Source organism: Ruegeria sp. YTSA108, from assembly GCF_059610185.1.
In genome coordinates this window covers 136451-156875 of record NZ_JBXWND010000010.1, presented here as the reverse complement: position 1 = coordinate 156875, position 20425 = coordinate 136451, and the positions used below count along the sequence as shown (strand labels likewise).

The following is a 20425-nucleotide window of genomic DNA, read 5'->3' as shown; positions in this document are numbered from 1 at the left end:
ATCGCTTTGAAGCCTTGGACAGGGCCGCCTTTCACCCCCCGTATCTATGGGTTGCGCGCAAGGTGGGCAAGCCTGTCAAAACCAAGACAAGAACAGATCCGCTGGAGTGAACATGCTGGGACTCGGAACGCTCGCCAAAAAGGTGTTCGGAACACCGAACGACCGCAAGATCAAGGCGACCCGCCCCCTGATCGAACAGATCAACGCGCTGGAACCCGAGTTCGAGAATCTGTCGGATGACGGCCTGATCGCAAAGACCGCCGAGCTGCGCAAACGTGCGTTGGAAGGCGAAAGCCTGGATGATCTGCTGCCCGAGGCGTTTGCCAACGTACGCGAAGGGGCAAAACGCGCGCTGGGCCTGCGTGCCTTTGATGTGCAGTTGATGGGCGGCGCCTTCCTGCATCAGGGCAATATTTCCGAGATGAAAACGGGTGAAGGCAAGACATTGGTTGCGACCCTCCCCGCCTATCTGAACGCGCTGACCGGTAAAGGCGTGCATGTGGTCACAGTGAACGAATACCTGGCCAAGCGCGACTCGGAATGGATGGGCAAGGTGTTTGCCGCCGTGGGCATGACCACCGGTGTCATCTGGTCAGGGCAGCCCGATGCCGAGAAAAAGGCTGCTTATGCCTGTGACGTGACCTATGCCACCAACAATGAGCTGGGTTTTGATTATCTGCGCGATAATATGAAGGCGGAACTGGATCAAATTTACCAGAAACACCACAATTTCGCGATCGTGGATGAGGTCGACTCGATCCTGATTGACGAGGCGCGGACGCCGCTGGTCATTTCGGGGCCCTCCGAGGACCGGTCGGACCTGTATACCGCGATTGATGCGCTAATCCCATCATTGGGAGAAGATCACTTCACGCTGGACGAAAAGTCCCGGAACGTGACCTTCACGGATGAAGGTAACGAGTTTCTGGAGCAACAGTTGATTGCCAACGGCCTGATCCCAGAAGACCATTCGCTGTATGATCCTGAAAGCACCACAGTCGTTCACCACGTGAACCAGGGCTTGCGCGCGCATAAGCTGTTTACACGTGACAAAGATTACATCGTGCGGGACGGCAATGTCGTTCTGATTGATGAGTTCACCGGTCGCATGATGCCAGGTCGTCGCCTGTCGGAAGGTCTTCATCAGGCCATCGAAGCCAAGGAAAACGTGCAGATCCAGCCCGAAAACGTAACATTGGCCAGCGTGACGTTCCAAAACTACTTCCGCCTGTATGACAAGCTGGGCGGCATGACCGGCACCGCGCTGACCGAGGCTGAGGAATTTGCCGAAATCTACGGTCTGGGCGTTGTCGAAGTACCAACCAACAAACCGATCGCGCGTCTGGATGAGGACGATCAGGTCTTTCGTACCGCGGCCGAAAAATACGGCGCCATGATCGATGAGACAAAGGAAGCCCAGAAAAACGGACAACCGGTCCTTCTGGGCACCACGTCCATCGAAAAGTCCGAATTGCTCAGCCAGATGCTCACCAAAGAGGGTATCCAGCACAATGTTCTGAATGCCCGCCAACACGAGCAAGAGGCGCAGATCGTTGCCGATGCGGGCCGATATGGCGCAGTAACCATCGCCACCAACATGGCCGGTCGCGGTACTGATATTCAGCTGGGCGGCAATGTGGAAATGAAGGTTCTGCAGGCGCTGGCCGAAAACCCCGAGGCAGATCCGGCCGAGCTGCGTGCCGCGGAAGAAGCCCGCCATGCTGAAGAAAAAGAAAAGGTCCTGGCTGCCGGTGGGCTGTATGTCATGGCGTCCGAACGGCACGAGAGCCGCCGTATCGACAACCAGCTGCGGGGCCGGTCCGGCCGTCAGGGTGATCCGGGCCGCACCGTGTTTTACCTCAGCCTCGAAGACGACCTAATGCGCATCTTCGGCTCGGAACGGTTGGACAAGGTTCTGACCACGCTGGGCATGAAAGAAGGTGAGGCCATCGTCCACCCTTGGGTGAACAAATCGCTGGAGCGGGCGCAATCCAAGGTCGAAGGTCGCAACTTTGACATGCGCAAGAACGTCCTGAAATTCGACGATGTGATGAACGACCAGCGTAAGGTGGTATTCAGCCAACGGCGCGAAATCATGTCCGCCGACGATCTGTCCGAAATCGTATCAGACATGCGTGAACAGGTGATCGACGATCTGATCGACGAATATATGCCGCCGAAATCCTATGCTGATCAGTGGGATACCGAGGGTTTGCACGCAGCGGTCAAGGAAAAATTGACCATTGACGCCCCGGTTCAGGATTGGGCCGCTGAGGAAGGCGTGGATGACGAGCAGGTGCGCGAACGGCTGATCAACGCCGCTGACGAGATGATGGCGCAAAAAGTGGCCGCGTTCGGCCCCGAGAACATGCGCAACATCGAAAAGCAGGTCTTGCTGAACACGATCGACAGCAAATGGCGCGAACATCTGCTGACGCTGGAACATCTGCGCTCGGTCGTGGGCTTCCGCGGCTATGCCCAGCGCGACCCGCTGAACGAATACAAGAACGAAAGCTTCCAGCTGTTCGAATCCATGCTGGATTCGTTGCGCGAAACCGTGACCCAGCAGCTGTCCCGCGTGCGACCGCTGACCGAAGAGGAGCAGCGCGAAATGCTGACCCAGATGCAAGCGCAGCAGGCACGCGCGCAGCAGGCGGTAGATCAGGCCGCTGGTCACGCCGAAGCGGTGGCCGAGGCCGAAGCCTCGGGTGATGCGCGGCCTGGATTTGTCGAAGACGACCCGGCAACTTGGGGAAACCCGTCGCGCAACGACAAGTGCCCCTGCGGTTCAGGCAAGAAGTTTAAGCATTGCCATGGCCGGTTGACCTAACGTCACCACAATCGAGACACAATGAGTCCGCCTCACGGCCACATATTAGCCGTGATTCAACTGCAGGGTGCGAATCGCTCCTTCAACTGGGGAGGGTGTCTTGTTTGTAATTAAGAACTACGTAACCACTGGCGGCACCGTTGCTTGTGCATTGGCCATTGGCTACCTCATGCAGAACGCTCCCCCCGCGCAACCGCGAGGGGAGCGGGCTTCTGTTGATGTGGCATCAGTTACAGATCAGGCTTCAATCATCCCTGGGTTAAGCGAAGTCGTTCTGACCTCATCTGCGCCGGTTCACGGAACAAGCGAAGAGACCGGGTCCGACAACCGTTTTATCGAATCCAGTCGATCAGAACCTGTCAATCCCGTTGACTGCACCCTCAGTGCGCGGGCTACTGCCGTTCCCGGTGCTGCCGCCCGGCTGGTCGTCAACGCCCCCTGCCACAGTAATGAATCCGTGGAAATTCACCATAGCGGTATGACAGTCACACAGCGCACCGACGCAGTAGGGCGCATGGACATGACAATCCCGGCCCTGTCAGAATATGCGATCTTTCTGATCTCGTTTGAAGACCAGCATGGAACAGTCGCAACTACCCATATCGCTGACATTGCCAATTACGAACGCATTGCCCTGCAATGGCAGGGTGAAACTGACCTGCAAATTCATGCGCTGGAATTCGGGGCCAGCTATGGCGGCAATGGCCATGTCTCGGCCGAGACACCGACCGAAGGCGCCGGACAGGTAGTGCGTCTGGGCAATACCGGAACCGGGGACATGAAAAACATCGAAATCTATTCGTTCCCTGCCGGTCTTTCCAACCAAAACGGATCGATAGAAATCACAGTCGAAACCGAGGTGACTTCAGAAAATTGCGGGCGCGACCTGAACATCCAGTCGCTTGAATTGCGGGATGATCGGTTGAGATCAAAAGAAAGGACGCTGAGTTTTCCTGAATGCTCCCGCACCGGAGAGTTTCTGGTGTTGAATAATCTCTTCCAAGACCTGACAATCGCCGCAAACTAAATCCGCAGGCAGGCTCGGGCATCTTATGACATTCTTTCGTGTGGCAGCGGCTGCACTGGCTTCCGTTACAATCGCGTCGGGCGCACAGGCGCAAGACATCTCGCTTAGATCGCATGACGGCAAGGTCGAAGTCACCGGTGACCTGCTGGGATTTGACGGCGAGTTCTATCGTGTGGCAACACAATTCGGCACGCTGACAGTTGATGGGTCCGGTGTGACCTGTACCGGACCTGCCTGCCCAAGCCTGACCGATTTTGTGGCTGAAATCCGATTTGCCGGATCTTCGGTCATGGCGGAAAAGGTTCTACCAGCGCTGATTGTTGGCTTCGCACAGCAGCAAGGGTTGTCGGCGACCCCAAACAGGCTGACCGCCAACACATTTTCTTACGAACTGCACCAACCCGGGAGGGCAGCACCGCTGGGTCGGTTCTTCTTTGACGCAGGGAACACTGAGCGCGGATTTAGGGCGCAGGCAGAAAACCAGGCTGATATTGTTCTGGCGTTGCGCGAAATCCGACCCGAAGAGGAGCAAGCCGCACAAGCGGTAGGCCTTGGCGATTTGACCCGAACCCGCCGGGCCCGCGTCATCGCGCTTGACGCTTTGGTACCAATCGTTGCCAACTCGAACCCGTTACAGCAAATCTCGCTTGCGGAATTAACCCGGGTGTTTTCGGGCGAGATTACGAGTTGGGCCGAGTTGGGCGGACCCGATGCGCCAATTTCACTGCACCTTCCGGAAGCCGGTTCGGGTCTGGCCCAGAATGTCGAAGACAGGCTTCTGGGACCCTCCGGCACAGCCCTTTCCGAGGCGGCCATTCGGCATAACCGCAGTACTGATCTGGTGCGTTCCGTTGCCGCGGATCCCTTTTCAATAGGTGTCGCAAGCCAAGCCGAAGCCAGCACCGCGCGTGCCCTGCCTTTGACCGGCGGATGCGGTCATGCGCTGGCGGCAACTCGGCAGTCAATCAAGACCGAAGATTATCCGCTGACCTCGCCTATGTTTCTATACCTGCCGGACCGGCGATTGCCGCGTTTTGCACGCCAATTCCTGGCCTACACCCAGGGAGCCGAGGCGCAGATGGCAATACGCGAGGCTGGCTTTGTCGATCAAACCCCCGAGACTATGGGTCTTGGGGTGCAAGGGGATCGACTTGCCAATGCGATCGCGTCGGGCGGATCAGAAGTTGGTTTGGAGGAACTTCAGCGGCTGGTCGAGATTTTCAGACCCATGTCCCGCCTGTCACTGTCCTTCCGGTTCGAGCCCGGTTCCTCGCGCCCGGATGCGCAGTCACGGTCCAATATCCGACATCTTGCCCTTCTTTTGGAATCCGGGACCCTCGATGCCCGAAAGCTTAGGTTTGTCGGCTTCAGCGATGGCGAAGGGGCAGCGTCAACCAATGCGCGGATCGCATTGTTGCGGGCAAAAACCGTTCGCAATGCCGTATTGGCCGAGATTGAAACCGCTATCGGGGACAGCGTCGAAATCACGGTCGACGCCTTTGGCGAGGCCATGCCCATGGCCTGCGACGACACGGAATGGGGCCGCAAGGTCAACCGCCGGGTCGAGGTCTGGGTTCAATAGCAGCTACAGATAACCCTCGGACCTAAAGCTCAGCTCGTTCGACTTTCCAATGATCAGATGGTCATGCAGCGTCAGGCCCAGTGCCAGGCAGGCATCCTGAATTCGGTTGGTCATGTCGATATCCGATTGCGACGGGGTCGGGTCACCTGACGGATGGTTATGCACAAGTATCAACGCCGAGGCATTCAGCTCCAGCGCCCGTTTGGCAACCTCACGCGGATAGACAGGGACATGATCCACCGTGCCCTTGGCCTGTTCCTCATCAGCGATCAGCACGTTTTTGCGATCCAGATAGAACACACGGAATTGTTCGGTCTCACGATGGGCCATGGTGGTGTGGCAATAGTCCAGCAATGCGTCCCATCCGGAAATCACATGTCGCCTCATCACCCGTGCGCGGGCCATGCGATGGGCGCAGGCCTCAAGGATTTTCAGATCGGTGATCACGCTATCCCCGACGCCTTTGATTTGGCGCAGCCGTTCCTCGGGCGCGGTCAGCACCCGATTGAAATCGCCGAACGTTTCCATCAGCGCACGCGCCAGCGGTTTCACATCCTGCCGGGGGATTGAACGGAACAGGACCAGTTCCAACAGCTCATAATCCGGCATGGCGGCGGACCCGCCAGACAGGAACCGTTCGCGCAGCCGCTTGCGATGATCTTTGATGTAGGAGGGTAACCGACCCGTCGGCAGCGGCTGCGCGGGGGCTTCGTCTGTATCGAATAGCATTGGGGCTTCGGAAAAGGCGTCCTGTGTCATGCTCTCAGCCTGACGCAGAATCGGTTTCCAGATGGTTAACGCACCTCACCTGCCATGCGGGCAGTGGCGCGGCGGACAACCATATGCAACACGATGGAAAACACTCCCAAGGTCAGCATCGCGGCGAACATCAGATCGGTCTTTGCACGGCCATTGGCCAACAGCATCAAATATCCCAACCCTTGCGACGAGCCGACCCATTCACCAATCACCGCCCCGATCGGCGCATAGACGGCGGCCAGCCTCATCCCCGACGCCAGCGAGGGCATCGCCGCCGGAATGCGGATATACCACAGCACTGCACGCGGACTGGCCTGCATCGTGCGCGCAAGGTCCAGATAGCCCTGCGGCGTCCGCATCAGCCCATCGAAGAAAGACGAGGTGATCGGGAAATAGATGATCAGCACCGCCATCGCGACCTTGGACCAGAGGCCATAGCCCAGCCAAAGCGTCAGCAACGGGGCCAGCGCAAAAACCGGCAGAGCCTGCGTGAACACCAGCATCGGCTGTACCAGCACGCGCGCCGCCCGCGAATTGGCCAGTTGCAGCGCAGTGACCACACCCAGAACCGTCCCAAAGGCCAATCCAATCACCACTTCGACCGCAGTGATCCAAGTGTGTTCGGCGATCAGCCAACGGTTCTGCCACCAAGTCTCGGCCACCACGGCGGGGCTTGGCAGGATGAACTTAGGCAAGCCGGTCGTCCAGACAATCCCCTGCCAGATGGCAATCGCGAACACGGTGGCTGCAAGGGCTGAGAGATATTTCATGCGACCGCCTCGCGCAGCAAGCGCAACAGCGCACCTTGCGTCTCAAGCGTCTCAAGGTCGTCCACATGGCGCGGGGCAGGTGCATGCGGCGGCTCACAGGGGGTCAGGCCCTGCTGTGTCATCACCATGATGGACTGGCCCAGCCGGGCGGCCTCACCCGGGTCATGTGTCACCAGCAAAACGGTCCGGCCCTGCAACGCCTCGACCGCCAAGTCCTGCATATCGGCCCGAGTGCGGGCATCCAGCGCCGAGAACGGCTCATCCAGCAGAACAATCGGGCGATCCTCCATGAGCGTGCGGGCTAAAGCGACGCGTTGGCGTTGGCCGCCCGACAGTTCGGCGGGTTTCTTGGTCATATGATCCTGCAATCGCATGCGCTGAATCAGACGGTTGCGCCGCTCCAGATCGACCGACTTGCCCCGAAGCCGCGCACCTAACGAGACATTCTGTGCGACCGTTGCCCAGGGCAGCAGCAGATCATCCTGCGCCATATAGGCCACGCGGTCCTGCATCGGAGCACCATCGCCGGCGGTGATCTGCCCGGTGAACACGGCACCTGTATCAAGCCCGGCAATCAGACGTAGAATTGTGGTTTTACCGACGCCCGATCCGCCCAGCAGGCAAGTCCACTGCCCGGCCCCAAGGGTCAGGGTGAGCGGCGCGAACAGGGTCGTTCCGTCAATCGTGGCCGTACCTTTGATGCTCAGATCGGGCGCCGGGGTCATGGGGTCAGGCCCATTTGCCAGAAGTTGACTTCTAGCTCGGTTGCCGTGCGGAAGGTCTGGCACAGGCGATCCCAGCGCGGCGAGGCTGCAAAGTCCTCACCAATACGCCGTGTTAGAGCCTGATCGAACAGTTCTCCGACCGCTTCGCACGCGCCTTGGTAGTCGTCACTGGCATAGGTATTGATCCAGTCACGATAGACCTCGGAAGTTGCCTCGGAGGCCAACCGCGTCCCGATTTCGCCATAGCCCATCACACAGGGGGCCAGAGCCGCCAGCAGGTCCAGCAAATCACCGCTATACCCGGCCTCAAGCACAAAGCGTGTATAGGCCAGGTTTTCGGCGCGTTCAGGGGTTGCGAACAGCTCCTCATGGGAAATCCCAGCCGCCTCACAGATACCGATATGCAGCTGCATTTCCTCGGCGACTAACGCATTTACTGTGGCCACAGCCGTCAGCATTTCCGAATGAATCTCGGACTTAACAACCGCCAGTGCCCAGGCGCGGGAAAAATGGATCAGGAACACATAGTCCTGTCGCAGGTAATGCAGGAACGCCGTGCGCGGCAGCGTTCCGTCTTTCATCCCTTCCACAAAGGTGTGGCGAGTGTAATCCCGCCACGGCCCCTGCGCGGCATCCCGCATCAATGCGAAAGCTTTGCCGTAATTGCTCATTGCGCGGTCACATCGATGGCAATGTCGCTGACCGGGTTCAGGCTGTCGATCATGCCGCTGTTCTTCAGGAACTCCTCGAACCGCGCATAGCGACCCGCATCAAACGCCGCCGGACGCAGCGCGAACCGGGGAAGCGTGTCGACCCAGGCACGGGCATTCAGCTCATCCTTCAGCTCGGTCGAGGTGGCCGCGAAGATTTCCCAGCTTTTTTCCGGGTTGTTGACGATATACTGGGTCGCTTTCTCGGTCGCGGCCAAGAAACGGGCGATTTTGTCGGCATCCATCGTATCGGGATTGGCGACATAAATCAGCTCGTCATAGGGTGGGATGCCTTCCTCTTCGATATAGAAACAGCGACCCGCGACACCTTCGATATCCATCTGGTTCAGCTCAAAATTCCGGAACGCCCCGATAACTGCATCCACCTGACCGGTCATCAGCGACGGCGACAGCGAGAAGTTGACGTTGACCATCTCAATCTCATCCAGACCGATATCATGCTGACCCAGAAGGGTTGTCAGGATCGCCTCTTCGACACCGGCGACCGAGAAACCGATTTTCTTGCCCCGCAGATCGGCCAGCGACTTGATCGGGCCATCATCCAGCACCAGCAGGCAGTTCAGCGGGGTGGCAACCAGCGTGCCGACCCGTTTCAGCGGCAAGCCCTCATGGATTTGCAGATGCAGCTGAGGCTGGTAGGACACTGCCAGATCGGCCTGACCAGCGGCCACCAGACGCGGCGGCGCGGAGGGGTCCGCGGGCGGAATGATTTCAACCTCAAGCCCCTGGTCGGCGAAATAGCCGTTTTCCTGTGCGACGATAATTGGACCATGGTCAGGGTTCACAAACCAATCCAACAAGACGGTCATCTTATCCTCGGCCCAGGCCGGCGCGGCAGCCAGCAGGGCGATTGCAGCGATCAGTTTCTTCATGTTTCGCGGTTCCTTCTGTTCACGAGGTTGAAGCCGCGACAAGAACAATCTCGCCCGGCCAATTCGGTTGAATTCGTTCGGCAGCGCGCCAGGCGCGCAATCCGGTAGCACAGCACAATGCCAGTCTTTTGCCCTTATTAGGGTCGATATCGCTCAGATCATCCGGCGATATCCGTTGCGCGTCAGGATGTACCGGGCGCGGGGATTCCTCGGGGCTGCGCAGCTCGATGATATGGTCATCTGTCGTCAGCTGCCCGGCCGAGAGAAACCGGAAACAGCTGTTCGGTTCGGGCGCATCGTCAAAGCGGAAGGCCGTGCTGCGGAGTGTCCGACCATCATACTGAACCATCTGACCCAGCACCGAGGGCGTCAGCCCAAGGATCAGGTTCAGCGCCATCTGCGCCTGCATCGCGCCAATCGTTCCGACGACCGGGCCCAGAACACCAGCGGTGGCGCAGCTTGCCCCGCTGTCCGGCGCGTCGGGAAACAGCGCGCGCAATGACGGCGCGCCGCCGCAGAAACCGCCGACATAGCCCGACAGCCCAAGCACCGAGGCGCTGATCAGCGGCTTGCCCTGCGCCAAGCAAGTGTCCGAGAGGATATAGCTGGCCGCATAGCTGTCTGCGCAATCCAAGATCACATCCGCCTGAGCAACCAAGTTGCCAGCATTTTCGCTTGTTAGAGCCTGTTTTTTGCCGCTGACGTCTATGTCCCCATTGATCGCCTTGCACCGTGCCGCCGCACGCTCGGCCTTGGGGTGTCCGCAATCCGTCTCAGAAAACAAGGTCTGCCGATGCAGGTTGGACAGCTCAACCTGATCCCTATCCAGGATCGTGATCTGGCCGACCCCTGCCCCAGCCAGCAATGGCAGGACAGGGGCAGCCAACCCGCCTGCCCCTACCACCAAGACACGCGCCGAGGACAGTCGGCCCTGCCCTTTTGCCCCAACCTCTGGCAACAGCGTCTGACGGGCATATCGGCTCATCTGGTGACCTCGATCCACTGGCGCAAGCGCGCCTCGGGGTCGGTATTCAGGGTGATATCGGTCACAACCGAGACGATATCCGCACCCGCCTGCAAGACACCCGGCGCACGTTCGACGCTCATCCCGCCAATGCCAACCAGCGGCGTATCTCCAACACGCGCCTTCCATTCGGTCACGCGGGGCAGGCCCTGCTGATGCCATTTCATCTTTTTCAGGATCGTGGGATAGACCGGACCCAGCGCCACATAGTCGGGGTCCATGGCCAGCACGCGCTCTAACTCATCATCATCATGGGTGGACACGCCCAGTTTCAAACCCGCCTTGCGGATGGCAATCAAATCGGCCTCGTCCAGATCCTCTTGCCCCAAATGCACCCAGTCACAGCCGGCGTCGATGGCCGCCTGCCAATAGTCATTGACCACCAGAACTGTCCCATTTGCGCGGCACAGGTCACGCGACTTGGCAATCTGGTCACGCACCACATCCATGGGCTGGTCCTTGACCCTCAGCTGTACCAGCTTGATGCCCAGCGGTAGCATCCGGCGCAGCCAGTCCGAATGATCGAAGATCGGATAAAACCGGTCGAGTGTCATGACAGAAACGCCTTTCCGATAACCGGGGTCGATGGCTCGGCCATATCGCGCGCCTCAATCGGGTCGGCCTGATGGGCCAGTTGCCCGGCCTCGATCGCGCGGGCCATTGCGCGGGCCATCAAAACGGGGTCCCCGGCGCGGGCCACAGCAGTGTTCAGAAGAACGGCGTCATAACCCAGCTCCATCGCGTGGGCAGCGTGGCTGGGCAGGCCGATACCGGCGTCAATCACCAAAGGCACATCCGGGAATTCTGCCCGCATCGCACGCAGGGCATATTCATTGTTCAGCCCCCGCCCTGACCCGATCGGCGCGCCCCATGGCATCAGCACCTCACACCCGGCGGCAAGCAGCCGTTCGCCAACAATCAGATCGTCGGTCGTATAGGGAAAGACCTGCAACCCGTCGCTGGTCAGAATGCGCGCGGCTTCGACCAGCTGGAACACATCCGGCTGCAGGCTGTCGGTATGGCCGATCAGTTCCAGCTTGATCCACTTGGTATCAAAGACCTCACGCGCCATTTGGGCGGTGGTTACCGCCTCTTTGACCGTATGGCATCCGGCGGTGTTGGGCAGCACCAACACGCCCAGATCGCGGATCATCTGCCAGAATGTCTGCCCTGCACCGGATTCACGGCGAAGCGAGACCGTGGCAACACCCGCCCCGCTTTCGCGAAAGGCCTTCTCCAGAATAGCCGGGCTGGGATATTGCGCCGTGCCCAGCATCAGCGGGTTGGCCAATGTGGTTCCGTAAAAGGATTTCATCCTCAGCCCCCCTGCATCGGCGCGACGATTTCGATCCGATCCCCTTCAACCAAAGCATGGGCAACACGCAGCCCCGAGGGCACGAAATCTTCGTTCACCGCAGTGGCGACACGGCCCGAATAGCCGCATTCCATTAGCAATTCCGATAGGGTCTCGGCCCGCACCTCGCGCGGCTCGCCATTAAGCACGATCTTCATCAACCATCTCCGAATGTTTGTGTTCAAGTGCCAGATCGGCAACGCCTTGGGCCAGCGCCGGTGCCAGCAGGTACCCGTGGCGGTACAGCCCGTTGGCGTAAATCGTGCTGCCCCGACGCCGGATCCGAGGCAGATTGTCGGGAAAGGCCGGGCGCAGATCGACGCCGATCTCTAGCACCTCGGCTTCGCCAAAAGCGGGGTTCAACGCATAGGCCGCGCTGAGCAGTTCCAGCATCGAGCGCGCGGTGATGCGGGTTTTATCCTCGGATTCAATCATCGTCGCGCCCAGCATGTAGATGCCATCGCCACGCGGCACGATGTAAAGCGGCATCCGGGGATGCAACAGGCGCACGGGCCGGGTCAGCGTCACATCAGGGCAGCGGATCACCAGCATCTCACCCTTTACGCCCCGAAGATCAGACAAGGCGTCCCGCGCCTGAAGACCACGGCAGTCAATCGCGTTCTCCAACCCAGCAGGGGCGGGTTCGCGATGAAAGGCAACGCCCCGCGCGATAAGATTGTCGAAGACATCCTGCAGCGCCATGCGTGGGTCTATATGGGCTTCGTCCTTGAAATACAGACCGTTGCCGAAACCATGTAGATCAGGCTCTAATGCGGCTAATTCCTGCTGATCTACCTCATGATGCCCCTGCGTTCGACGACCAAATCGACGCAAATCCGGCAAGTCGCGCGCACCGCAAACGACCAAAGTACCGCGCAGATGAACCTTGGTCCGGGTCGCCCACCAGTCAAAAGCACCCTGCCCCAGGCGCAAGACCGGCTCTTCGGCATTTTCGAACTCGCACCACGGGGCCAGCATTCCCCCGGCCCACCAAGAACAGCCATGCGGACCCGGCAGGCCGGCGGGGTCAAAGACCTGCACCCGTGCGCCGCGATGGGCCAATTCGGACGCAACAGCCAAACCGGCCACGCCTGCCCCTATGACAGACCAGATCGTCACGCCGACCAGACCCGATGGAAATGATGCACCGGACCATGGCCCTGACCCACGCACAGCCCATCAGCCTGGGCGATAGCGCCTTGCAAATAAGCATGTGCCTCTGCCACGGAATCCCGCAAGCTCAGACCTTTGGCCAACCCGGCGGAAATTGACGAGGACAATGTACACCCAGTCCCGTGGGTGTTCTTTGTGTTCCGGCGCTGCGCTGTGAATTCATCCACCAATCCCGAACCGTCGACCAACAGATCATGACATATCTCGCCCTGACCATGCCCACCTTTCATCAAAACAGACGCGGTCCCCTTTGCGCAAAGGGCCTGTCCCTGAACCACCATTTCATCCGGAGACTGCGCTTCGGACTGTCCAAGCAGGCGCGCAGCCTCGGGCAAATTGGGCGTCAGAACAGTCGCGCGTGGTATCAGAAGGTCCATGAGGGTCTGGATTGCGTCACCCGCCAGCAATGCATCCCCGGATTTCGCTATCATGACAGGGTCCAAAACTATGGGCCCGGCATAGCCCGACAGGGCATCTGCAACGGTCTCGATAATCTCGGGGGTTGCCAGCATGCCGATCTTGATCGCCCCGACATCCAGATCGTTCAGCACGGCGTCGATTTGCGCGCGGATCACACTCAGAGGAATGCCATGAACGGCTGTCACGGCCAGGGTGTTTTGCGCAGTCACCGCCGAAATAACGCTGGCCCCATAAACGCCCAGCGCAGACATCGCCTTGAGGTCCGCCTGAATTCCGGCCCCGCCTCCGCTGTCGGACCCTGCAATGGTCAAGGCAATAGCTGCCATGTCGTTGCTCCATCTTCTAGGGGCAACAACGGAGGATGGAAAACGTCTGTATTCATAAGACCGTTCCCTCCGCCGGAATTGCCCGGATCAGGTTCGATGGGTTGATGCAGCTGCACCTCTCAGCCTTGCGAACAAGGCACCCCAACGGTTGCGCGGACCATCTCAGGAGCGGCGACAATAATCAAGCGGAGATTTGCGAGGCTCTGCCTCGCGCTCCGAGGTATTTTTAGCCCGATGAAGAGCGGATCACCTGCTTCATCTGGCCCTAAATACCTCGGGGGAGTCGCGGGGGCAGCGCCCCCTTTTTTGGGAAAAGACTTCAGCCCTTCATCCCGTCCCAGAAGGATTTGACGGAGGAGAAAAAGCTGTTGGATTCCGGGTGATTGTCTTCACCCAGGTCGTCGAACTCGCGCAGCAGCTCTTTCTGGCGGCTGGTGAGGTTTACCGGAGTTTCCACGGCCAGCTCAATGAACATATCTCCAACACCGCCGCCGCGCAGGGCTGGCATGCCCTTGCCGCGCAGGCGCATCTGGCGACCCGATTGGCTGCCCGCTGGAATCTGCACACGCCCGCGGCCACCGTCGATGGTCGGAACTTCGATCGAACCACCAAGCGCGGCTTTGGCCATGCTGACCGGCACGCGGCAATAGAGGTTCACGCTGTCACGCTCGAACAGCCTGTGATCTGAGACCTCTACAAAGATGTATAGATCACCCGGAGGGCCACCGCGCATTCCAGCCTCGCCTTCACCGGCCAGACGAATGCGCGTGCCGGTTTCGACACCGGCTGGAATGTTAACGGACAAAGCGCGTTCTTTTTCAACACGGCCCGCACCCTGACAGGATTTGCAGGGGTTCTTGACGATTTGACCCAGGCCCGAACAGGTCGGACAGCTGCGTTCTACTGTGAAAAAGCCTTGTTGCGCACGCACCTTGCCCATACCCGAACAGGTCGGACAGGTTGTGGGCTCAACACCGCCTTCAGCCCCAGATCCGTCGCAGGACGAACAGGCAACCGCTGCCGGGACATTGATGGTTTTCTGCTGACCTGAATACGCCTCTTCCAGCGAGACGCGCAGGTTATAGCGCAGATCCGAACCGCGTGCGGCACGACGTCCACCGCCCCCGCCCCGTTGGCCGCCCATGAAATCGCCGAACAGGTCGTCGAACACATCCGAAAATGCACTGGAAAAGTCGCCCTGACCAAAGCCAGCGCCAGGTCGGCCACCGCCGCCCATGCCATTTTCGAATGCAGCATGACCGAACCTGTCATAAGCCGCCTTGCGTTCAGCATCTTTCAGGACGTCATAGGCCTCGTTCGCTTCTTTGAACTGTGCCTCTGACTCCGGATTGTCCTTGTTGCGGTCGGGATGTAATTCTTTGGCCTTCTTGCGAAAGCCTTTCTTGATCTCGTCCGCTGATGCACCCTTGGATACGCCGAGCACATCGTAATAGTCGCGTTTTGACATCAGTATTTCCTTCTGCCTCAACGTAATCGGGCCGGCCCGGTGACCGGACCGGCCCGAATTGGCCCGGTTACCCGTTAGCTACGCTTGTCGTTGTCCAGATCTTCGAACTCGGCATCGACGATGTCATCCTCGCCCGGTGCAGCATCCGCAGCGGCAGGTTCATCTTCGCCGTCTTCAGCTTGCGCTTTGTAGATGGCTTCGCCCAGCTTCATGGCCGCTTCGGTAACGTTCTGGATGCCCGACTTGATCTTGTCGGCATTCTCGGTTTCCAGCTCGTCTTTCAGCGCGGCAATCGCCAGCTCGATGGCTTCGATGGTTGTTGGATCAACCTTGTCGGCATGTTCTTCCATCGACTTTTCTGTCGAGTGGATCAGGCTTTCCGCCTGGTTCTTTGCGTCGACCAGCTCGCGGCGTTCCTTGTCGGCCTCCGCGTTCTCTTCGGCGTCCTTGACCATCTTTTCGATGTCCTCGTCGGACAGGCCGCCCGATGCCTGGATGGTGATCTTCTGCTCTTTGCCAGTGCCTTTGTCCTTGGCCGAAACCGAGACGATGCCGTTGGCGTCAATGTCAAAAGTCACCTCGATCTGCGGCATGCCGCGCGGTGCTGGCGGGATATCTTCGAGGTTGAACTGACCCAGGATCTTGTTGTCCGCAGCCATTTCACGTTCCCCTTGGAAACAGCGAATGGTCACGGCGTTCTGGTTGTCTTCGGCGGTCGAGAAGACCTGAGACTTTTTCGTCGGGATCGTGGTGTTGCGGTCGATCAGTCGGGTGAACACGCCACCCAGCGTTTCGATACCCAGCGACAGCGGTGTCACGTCCAGCAGAACAACGTCTTTGACGTCACCCTGCAGAACACCGGCCTGAATGGCGGCGCCCATGGCAACCACTTCGTCCGGATTCACACCTTTGTGCGGCTCTTTACCGAAGAACTTAGTGACCTCTTCGATTACTTTCGGCATCCGGGTCATACCACCGACCAGAACAACCTCATCCACGTCGCCAGCCGACAGGCCTGCGTCTTTCAGAGCAGCCTGGCAGGGCTTCATCGACTTCTTGATCAGATCACCAACCAGCGATTCCAGCTTGGCACGGGTCAGCTTCATGACCATGTGCAGCGGCTGGCCGTTGGCGCCCATCGAGATGAACGGCTGGTTGATCTCGGTTTGTGAGGTCGAGGACAGTTCGATCTTGGCTTTTTCCGCAGCTTCTTTCAGACGCTGCAGCGCCATCTTGTCCTGGGACAGATCGACACCGTGTTCCTTTTTGAACTCATCCGCCAGGTAGTTGACGATGCGCATGTCAAAGTCTTCACCACCCAGGAAGGTGTCGCCATTGGTCGATTTAACCTCGAACAACCCGTCGTCGATTTCCAGAATGGTTACGTCGAAGGTACCGCCACCAAGGTCATAAACCGCGATGGTTTGGGTTTCTTCCTTGTCCAGACCATAGGCCAGAGCGGCAGCTGTCGGCTCGTTGATGATCCGCAACACTTCCAGGCCGGCGATTTTACCGGCATCTTTGGTCGCCTGACGCTGTGCGTCGTTGAAATAGGCCGGAACGGTGATAACGGCTTGTGTGACTTCCTCACCCAAGTAGCTTTCAGCGGTTTCCTTCATCTTGCCCAGAGTGAAGGCCGAAATCTGGCTTGGGGAGTACTTTTCACCGCGGGCTTCGACCCACGCGTCGCCATTGCCGCCATCAACGATGGCGTATGGTACCATTTTCTTGTCTTTTTCGACTTCGGCATCATCCACACGACGACCGATCAGGCGTTTGACGCCAAAAACCGTGTTGTCAGGGTTGGTGACCGCCTGGCGTTTCGCAGGCTGACCGACCAGTCGCTCATCTTCGGTGAAGGCGACGATCGAGGGCGTGGTCCGCGCCCCTTCGGCGTTTTCGATGACCTTCGGCTGCGAGCCGTCCATGATGGCAACGCACGAGTTGGTGGTGCCGAGGTCAATCCCGATTACTTTTCCCATATGTTCAATCCCTTTCTCTTCAAGGCGATGTCCCGAGGCCCGACCCGTTATGGCATCTGGCCCCGATCTGATTTGCGCAATGGTCCTACACCATCGCGCGTCCCGGCGTATATAAGGACGGGAACAGGGGCCTGCAAGCATTCACAAATGCAGGTTTTCAGGAATCTGCAGCCTTTTTAGCAAGGTTTTGGCAAGGATTGAGGAATCTGGAATGGCGCGGCTGCTTTTACGCGGTTTTGAAATCAGGAAAGCTTACCTTGACGGAGCTGCCCAGGCACAGCTGATCACGCTGTTGCGTCCGATTCTGAAATCAGCACCTTTGTTCCGCCCGACCACCCCTTCGGGCAAGGAAATGTCTGTTCGCATGACCTCGGCCGGGGCGCTGGGTTGGGTCACTGACAAGAACGGGTACAGGTACCAGCCGCACCATCCAAAGGGTATGGAATGGCCCGCCATTCCAGACTGCATTCTGGATATCTGGCGCGATCTTGCCAGCCCCGAACGTGACCCCGACTGTTGCTTGGTCAACTACTATGGCGAAGGGGCGCGAATGGGCCTGCATCAGGATAAGGACGAGGCCGATTTTTCCTGGCCGGTCCTTTCGATCTCATTAGGTGACGACGCGTTGTTCCGCATTGGCAACACGACCCGAGGGGGCAAAACGGAATCGATCTGGCTTGGCTCGGGCGATGTTGTTGTGATGGGCGGACCCGCGCGCCTAACCTATCACGGGGTAGATCGCATTCGTTTCGGGTCTTCAAAACTGTTGCCAAAGGGCGGGCGGATCAACCTGACCTTGCGCGTGGCGGGTTAACGGCGTGCGCTCCAGCTTTGCGACACATGCTGACGGGTAAAGAAAATTCCAAGCAAGCCGATCAACAACAGAGCCAACCCGACCCAGACAGGATATTCCCAGTTGGTATTGCGCGGATAGTAATTCCGAAAAACGAAACCCCGACACTGGTCGATAATGTGAAACAACGGATTCCAGGCGAACATGGTCAACATGAACCCGCCCAGCGCATTGCCGACGAACATTTTTCCGGAGAACACCATATTCAGGCGCCGGTAAATTGTGCTCATGATCGTGGCAGTGGTCGGAAACCAGGGCTTGATCGCCATGAACACCACGCCGACCGCACAGCCCGTGAACCAGGCCAGCATCAGCATGGCAAAGGCGCCACCGGGCTCCTGAATTTCCAGCGGAGCAACCGATACGCTGTAGACAAACAGGATGATAACGATTGTCAAAACCTGAGTATACAGCGACCCGAAAGCAGCAGCCATAAGCACGACCATCATGTTCATCGGCGAATGCAGCATCATCGGGTTATTACCCGTGTCCACTCCGGAAACCGAACCGACGGCTTTAATGTGCGTCAGAAACAGGAAAACCCCAGACAGCAGATACAGAATGAACTCACCCCGGATTTTGGCAACGCGCGCGCCAAGAAGGGACATGATTACGTAAAACACACTCACCAGCACCAGAACCTGGAAAATATTGATAAGCACCGAAAGCACAGCATTGCTGTGTTGAGATCGGACATTCCGGACCACGGCGTGAAACACCAGTTCCGCCGTCGTAAACGCACCGCCTATAAGCGACCGGTTTCGCTTGTAATAAAACACCCGAAGCGTCTTTCCTGTATTATTGCCTGCAATCTGGCACGAAATTCTTGCCGTTCCGTAACCAGCACAGCATAAGGCCGTCAGGTTATTCGATCAACAAATCACAGGAACGGAGCTTTTTTGTGACCTATGATGCCCTCATCCCCGTCATCCGACGTCTGGCCCTGGAAGCGGGCGATACGATCATGGACATCTATAACTCGGATGGGTTTGACGTGAAGGTCAAATCCGATGCCAGCCCCGTGACCGAAGCAGATGAGGCCGCCGATGCGCTGATCTCGGTCGGTCTGCGCGCGGCGTTCCCCAATATCCTGCTGGTGACTGAGGAACAGGCCGCCTCGCATTCTGAAAAAGGCGATACGTTCCTGATCGTTGATCCGCTGGATGGCACCAAAGAGTTCATCAACCGGCGCGGCGATTTCACCGTTAATATCGCGCTGGTCGAAAACGGCACCCCAACGCGTGGCGTGGTTTATGCGCCAGCCCGCGGCCGGATGTTCTATACTTTGGCCGACGGGCAATCGGTCGAGGAAACCGGCGCGTTGGACAAGGATCAACCCGGCGCCGTGACTCCGATTTCGGTCTCTGACCCAGACAATTCCGCGCTTTTGGTCGTGGCCTCGAAGTCACATCGTGACCAGGCGACCGACGATTACATCAACAAATATCAAGTGCAGGACAGCAAAAGCGCGGGCTCGTCGCTGAAATTCTGCCTGATTGCGACGGGCGAGGCAGATATCTATCCCCGCGTTGGCCGCACGATGGAATGGGATACCGCAGCAGGTCACGCCGTGCTGACAGGTGCGGGCGGCAAAGTTGTCCGGTTCGACAATCATGCGCCGCTGACCTATGGCAAGGACGGCTATGCAAACCCGTTCTTTATCGCCTACGCTCCGGGTGTAGACCTGAAGGAGGCCTGATGTCCGTTCTGATCGCCATTCCCGCCCGCTACGCCTCGACCCGCTATCCGGGCAAACCTCTGGTGCCGCTCACCGGGGCCAGTGGCAATGCAATGACTCTGATCGAGCGGTCATGGCGCGCGGCCAGTTCGGTCTCGGGCGTGGACCGCGTTGTGGTTGCCACCGATGACGACCGCATTCGCGAGGTGGCCGAAGGGTTCGGGGCCGAGGTTGTGATGACCTCGGAAACCTGTGGCAATGGCACCGAACGCTGCGCCGAAGCGCATGATGTGCTGGGGGCAAGCTATGACATCGTGGTGAACCTGCAGGGCGATGCACCGCTGACCCCGCATTGGTTCGTCGAAGATCTGATCACCGGACTGCGTGCCGCACCCAAGGCCAGGGTGGCCACTCCGGTTCTGCGCTGCGACGGAGATGCACTCAACAGCCTGCTGAATGACCGCAAACACGGGCGCGTCGGTGGAACAACCGCCGTTTTCGCCGCTGATCACGGCGCGATGTATTTCTCGAAAGAGGTCGTGCCCTTTACTTCACAGACTTATGCGGGTGGGGAGGAAACGCCGGTGTTTCACCATGTCGGCGTCTATGCCTACCGCCCTGACGCGCTGGCGGCTTATCCGTCCTGGCCTGTCGGTCCATTAGAGCAACTGGAAGGGCTGGAACAGCTGCGTTTCATGGAAAACGGGCGTAAGGTTCTGTGTGTTGAGGTCGAATCCAAAGGCCGCCAGTTCTGGGAACTAAACAATCCGCAGGACGTTCCCAAACTTGAAGAGATGATGGCCGCGATGGGGCTGGACTGAGTGCCGCAGGCTGTCGCACCCTGAAAAACC

General features: G+C 58.7%; 20 protein-coding genes and 1 riboswitch. Of the genes, 6 read left to right on the top strand and 14 right to left on the bottom strand.

Translation table 11 applies throughout. The features are described 5' to 3' along the window. Positions 1-112: 112 nt before the first annotated feature. From secA to AC2FHW_RS14855, 3 genes are all read left to right on the top strand, one after another. Entirely contained in the window at positions 113-2830 is a 2718-nt protein-coding gene (secA, locus tag AC2FHW_RS14865; protein WP_496750890.1) for a preprotein translocase subunit SecA, read from the top strand. 100 nt (positions 2831-2930) lie between these two features. Beyond that, positions 2931-3857 (top strand): hypothetical protein, encoded by a 927-nt coding sequence (locus tag AC2FHW_RS14860; RefSeq protein ID WP_496822144.1) that lies wholly within the window; start codon positions 2931-2933, stop codon positions 3855-3857. A gap of 25 nt (positions 3858-3882) precedes the next feature. Beyond that, positions 3883-5439, top strand: a complete 1557-nt coding sequence (locus tag AC2FHW_RS14855) for a phosphate ABC transporter substrate-binding/OmpA family protein (RefSeq protein ID WP_496822143.1) — start codon at positions 3883-3885, stop codon at positions 5437-5439. Between the two features lie 3 nt (positions 5440-5442). On the opposite strand, the gene radC is transcribed toward AC2FHW_RS14855, so the two are convergent. The 13 genes from radC to dnaK form a co-directional block, all read right to left on the bottom strand. After that, positions 5443-6198, bottom strand: coding sequence for a RadC family protein (radC, locus tag AC2FHW_RS14850; RefSeq protein ID WP_271950544.1), 756 nt, complete (start codon positions 6196-6198; stop codon positions 5443-5445). A 35-nt stretch (positions 6199-6233) separates the two neighbouring features. Further along, positions 6234-6968, bottom strand: coding sequence for an ABC transporter permease (locus tag AC2FHW_RS14845; protein ID WP_271950546.1), 735 nt, complete (start codon positions 6966-6968; stop codon positions 6234-6236). Continuing rightward, a complete protein-coding gene (locus AC2FHW_RS14840; protein WP_496692625.1) occupies positions 6965-7693 on the bottom strand; it encodes an ABC transporter ATP-binding protein in 729 nt (242 codons plus the stop codon). The genes AC2FHW_RS14845 and AC2FHW_RS14840 overlap by 4 nt, the downstream gene beginning before the upstream one ends. Next, positions 7690-8364 (bottom strand): thiaminase II, encoded by a 675-nt coding sequence (gene tenA / locus AC2FHW_RS14835; protein ID WP_281973410.1) that lies wholly within the window; start codon positions 8362-8364, stop codon positions 7690-7692. The genes AC2FHW_RS14840 and tenA overlap by 4 nt, the downstream gene beginning before the upstream one ends. Next, positions 8361-9296: an ABC transporter substrate-binding protein gene (locus tag AC2FHW_RS14830; protein ID WP_142637333.1), complete on the bottom strand. Its 936-nt coding sequence runs from the start codon at positions 9294-9296 to the stop codon at positions 8361-8363. The genes tenA and AC2FHW_RS14830 overlap by 4 nt, the downstream gene beginning before the upstream one ends. Positions 9297-9315: 19 nt before the next feature. After that, positions 9316-10281 (bottom strand): ThiF family adenylyltransferase, encoded by a 966-nt coding sequence (locus tag AC2FHW_RS14825; protein WP_271950553.1) that lies wholly within the window; start codon positions 10279-10281, stop codon positions 9316-9318. Further along, positions 10278-10874: a thiamine phosphate synthase gene (locus AC2FHW_RS14820; protein WP_281973407.1), complete on the bottom strand. Its 597-nt coding sequence runs from the start codon at positions 10872-10874 to the stop codon at positions 10278-10280. Before AC2FHW_RS14820 ends, AC2FHW_RS14825 begins: the two co-directional genes overlap by 4 nt. Continuing rightward, complete coding sequence (locus AC2FHW_RS14815) at positions 10871-11635, bottom strand: thiazole synthase (RefSeq protein WP_271950558.1); 765 nt, start codon at positions 11633-11635, stop codon at positions 10871-10873. Before AC2FHW_RS14815 ends, AC2FHW_RS14820 begins: the two co-directional genes overlap by 4 nt. A gap of 2 nt (positions 11636-11637) precedes the next feature. Then, entirely contained in the window at positions 11638-11832 is a 195-nt protein-coding gene (thiS, locus tag AC2FHW_RS14810; RefSeq protein WP_142637341.1) for a sulfur carrier protein ThiS, read from the bottom strand. Then, positions 11816-12793 carry an FAD-dependent oxidoreductase gene (locus AC2FHW_RS14805; RefSeq protein WP_271950703.1) on the bottom strand — a complete coding sequence of 326 codons (978 nt, stop codon included), beginning with the start codon at positions 12791-12793 and terminating at the stop codon, positions 11816-11818. The genes thiS and AC2FHW_RS14805 overlap by 17 nt, the downstream gene beginning before the upstream one ends. Continuing rightward, the gene (gene thiD / locus AC2FHW_RS14800) at positions 12790-13593 is read right to left on the bottom strand and encodes a bifunctional hydroxymethylpyrimidine kinase/phosphomethylpyrimidine kinase (RefSeq protein WP_271950561.1); all 804 of its coding nucleotides are present in this window, start codon (positions 13591-13593) and stop codon (positions 12790-12792) included. The genes AC2FHW_RS14805 and thiD overlap by 4 nt, the downstream gene beginning before the upstream one ends. Positions 13594-13640: 47 nt before the next feature. Next, positions 13641-13747: riboswitch (TPP riboswitch) on the bottom strand. 165 nt (positions 13748-13912) lie between these two features. Continuing rightward, positions 13913-15061, bottom strand: a complete 1149-nt coding sequence (gene dnaJ, locus AC2FHW_RS14795) for a molecular chaperone DnaJ (protein WP_142637347.1) — start codon at positions 15059-15061, stop codon at positions 13913-13915. A 74-nt stretch (positions 15062-15135) separates the two neighbouring features. After that, complete coding sequence (gene dnaK, locus AC2FHW_RS14790) at positions 15136-17043, bottom strand: molecular chaperone DnaK (RefSeq protein WP_271950564.1); 1908 nt, start codon at positions 17041-17043, stop codon at positions 15136-15138. A 211-nt stretch (positions 17044-17254) separates the two neighbouring features. On the opposite strand from dnaK, the gene AC2FHW_RS14785 reads away from it, so the two are divergent. Further along, positions 17255-17857, top strand: a complete 603-nt coding sequence (locus tag AC2FHW_RS14785) for an alpha-ketoglutarate-dependent dioxygenase AlkB family protein (protein ID WP_142637351.1) — start codon at positions 17255-17257, stop codon at positions 17855-17857. On the opposite strand, the gene AC2FHW_RS14780 is transcribed toward AC2FHW_RS14785, so the two are convergent. Continuing rightward, positions 17854-18675 carry an ABC transporter permease gene (locus AC2FHW_RS14780; RefSeq protein ID WP_496692621.1) on the bottom strand — a complete coding sequence of 274 codons (822 nt, stop codon included), beginning with the start codon at positions 18673-18675 and terminating at the stop codon, positions 17854-17856. The genes AC2FHW_RS14785 and AC2FHW_RS14780 overlap by 4 nt on opposite strands. Before the next feature lie 122 nt (positions 18676-18797). On the opposite strand from AC2FHW_RS14780, the gene cysQ reads away from it, so the two are divergent. Then, complete coding sequence (gene cysQ, locus AC2FHW_RS14775) at positions 18798-19595, top strand: 3'(2'),5'-bisphosphate nucleotidase CysQ (protein ID WP_496822141.1); 798 nt, start codon at positions 18798-18800, stop codon at positions 19593-19595. Continuing rightward, positions 19595-20395: a 3-deoxy-manno-octulosonate cytidylyltransferase family protein gene (locus AC2FHW_RS14770; protein WP_496822140.1), complete on the top strand. Its 801-nt coding sequence runs from the start codon at positions 19595-19597 to the stop codon at positions 20393-20395. The genes cysQ and AC2FHW_RS14770 overlap by 1 nt, the downstream gene beginning before the upstream one ends. The last annotated feature ends 30 nt before the right edge of the window (positions 20396-20425 follow it).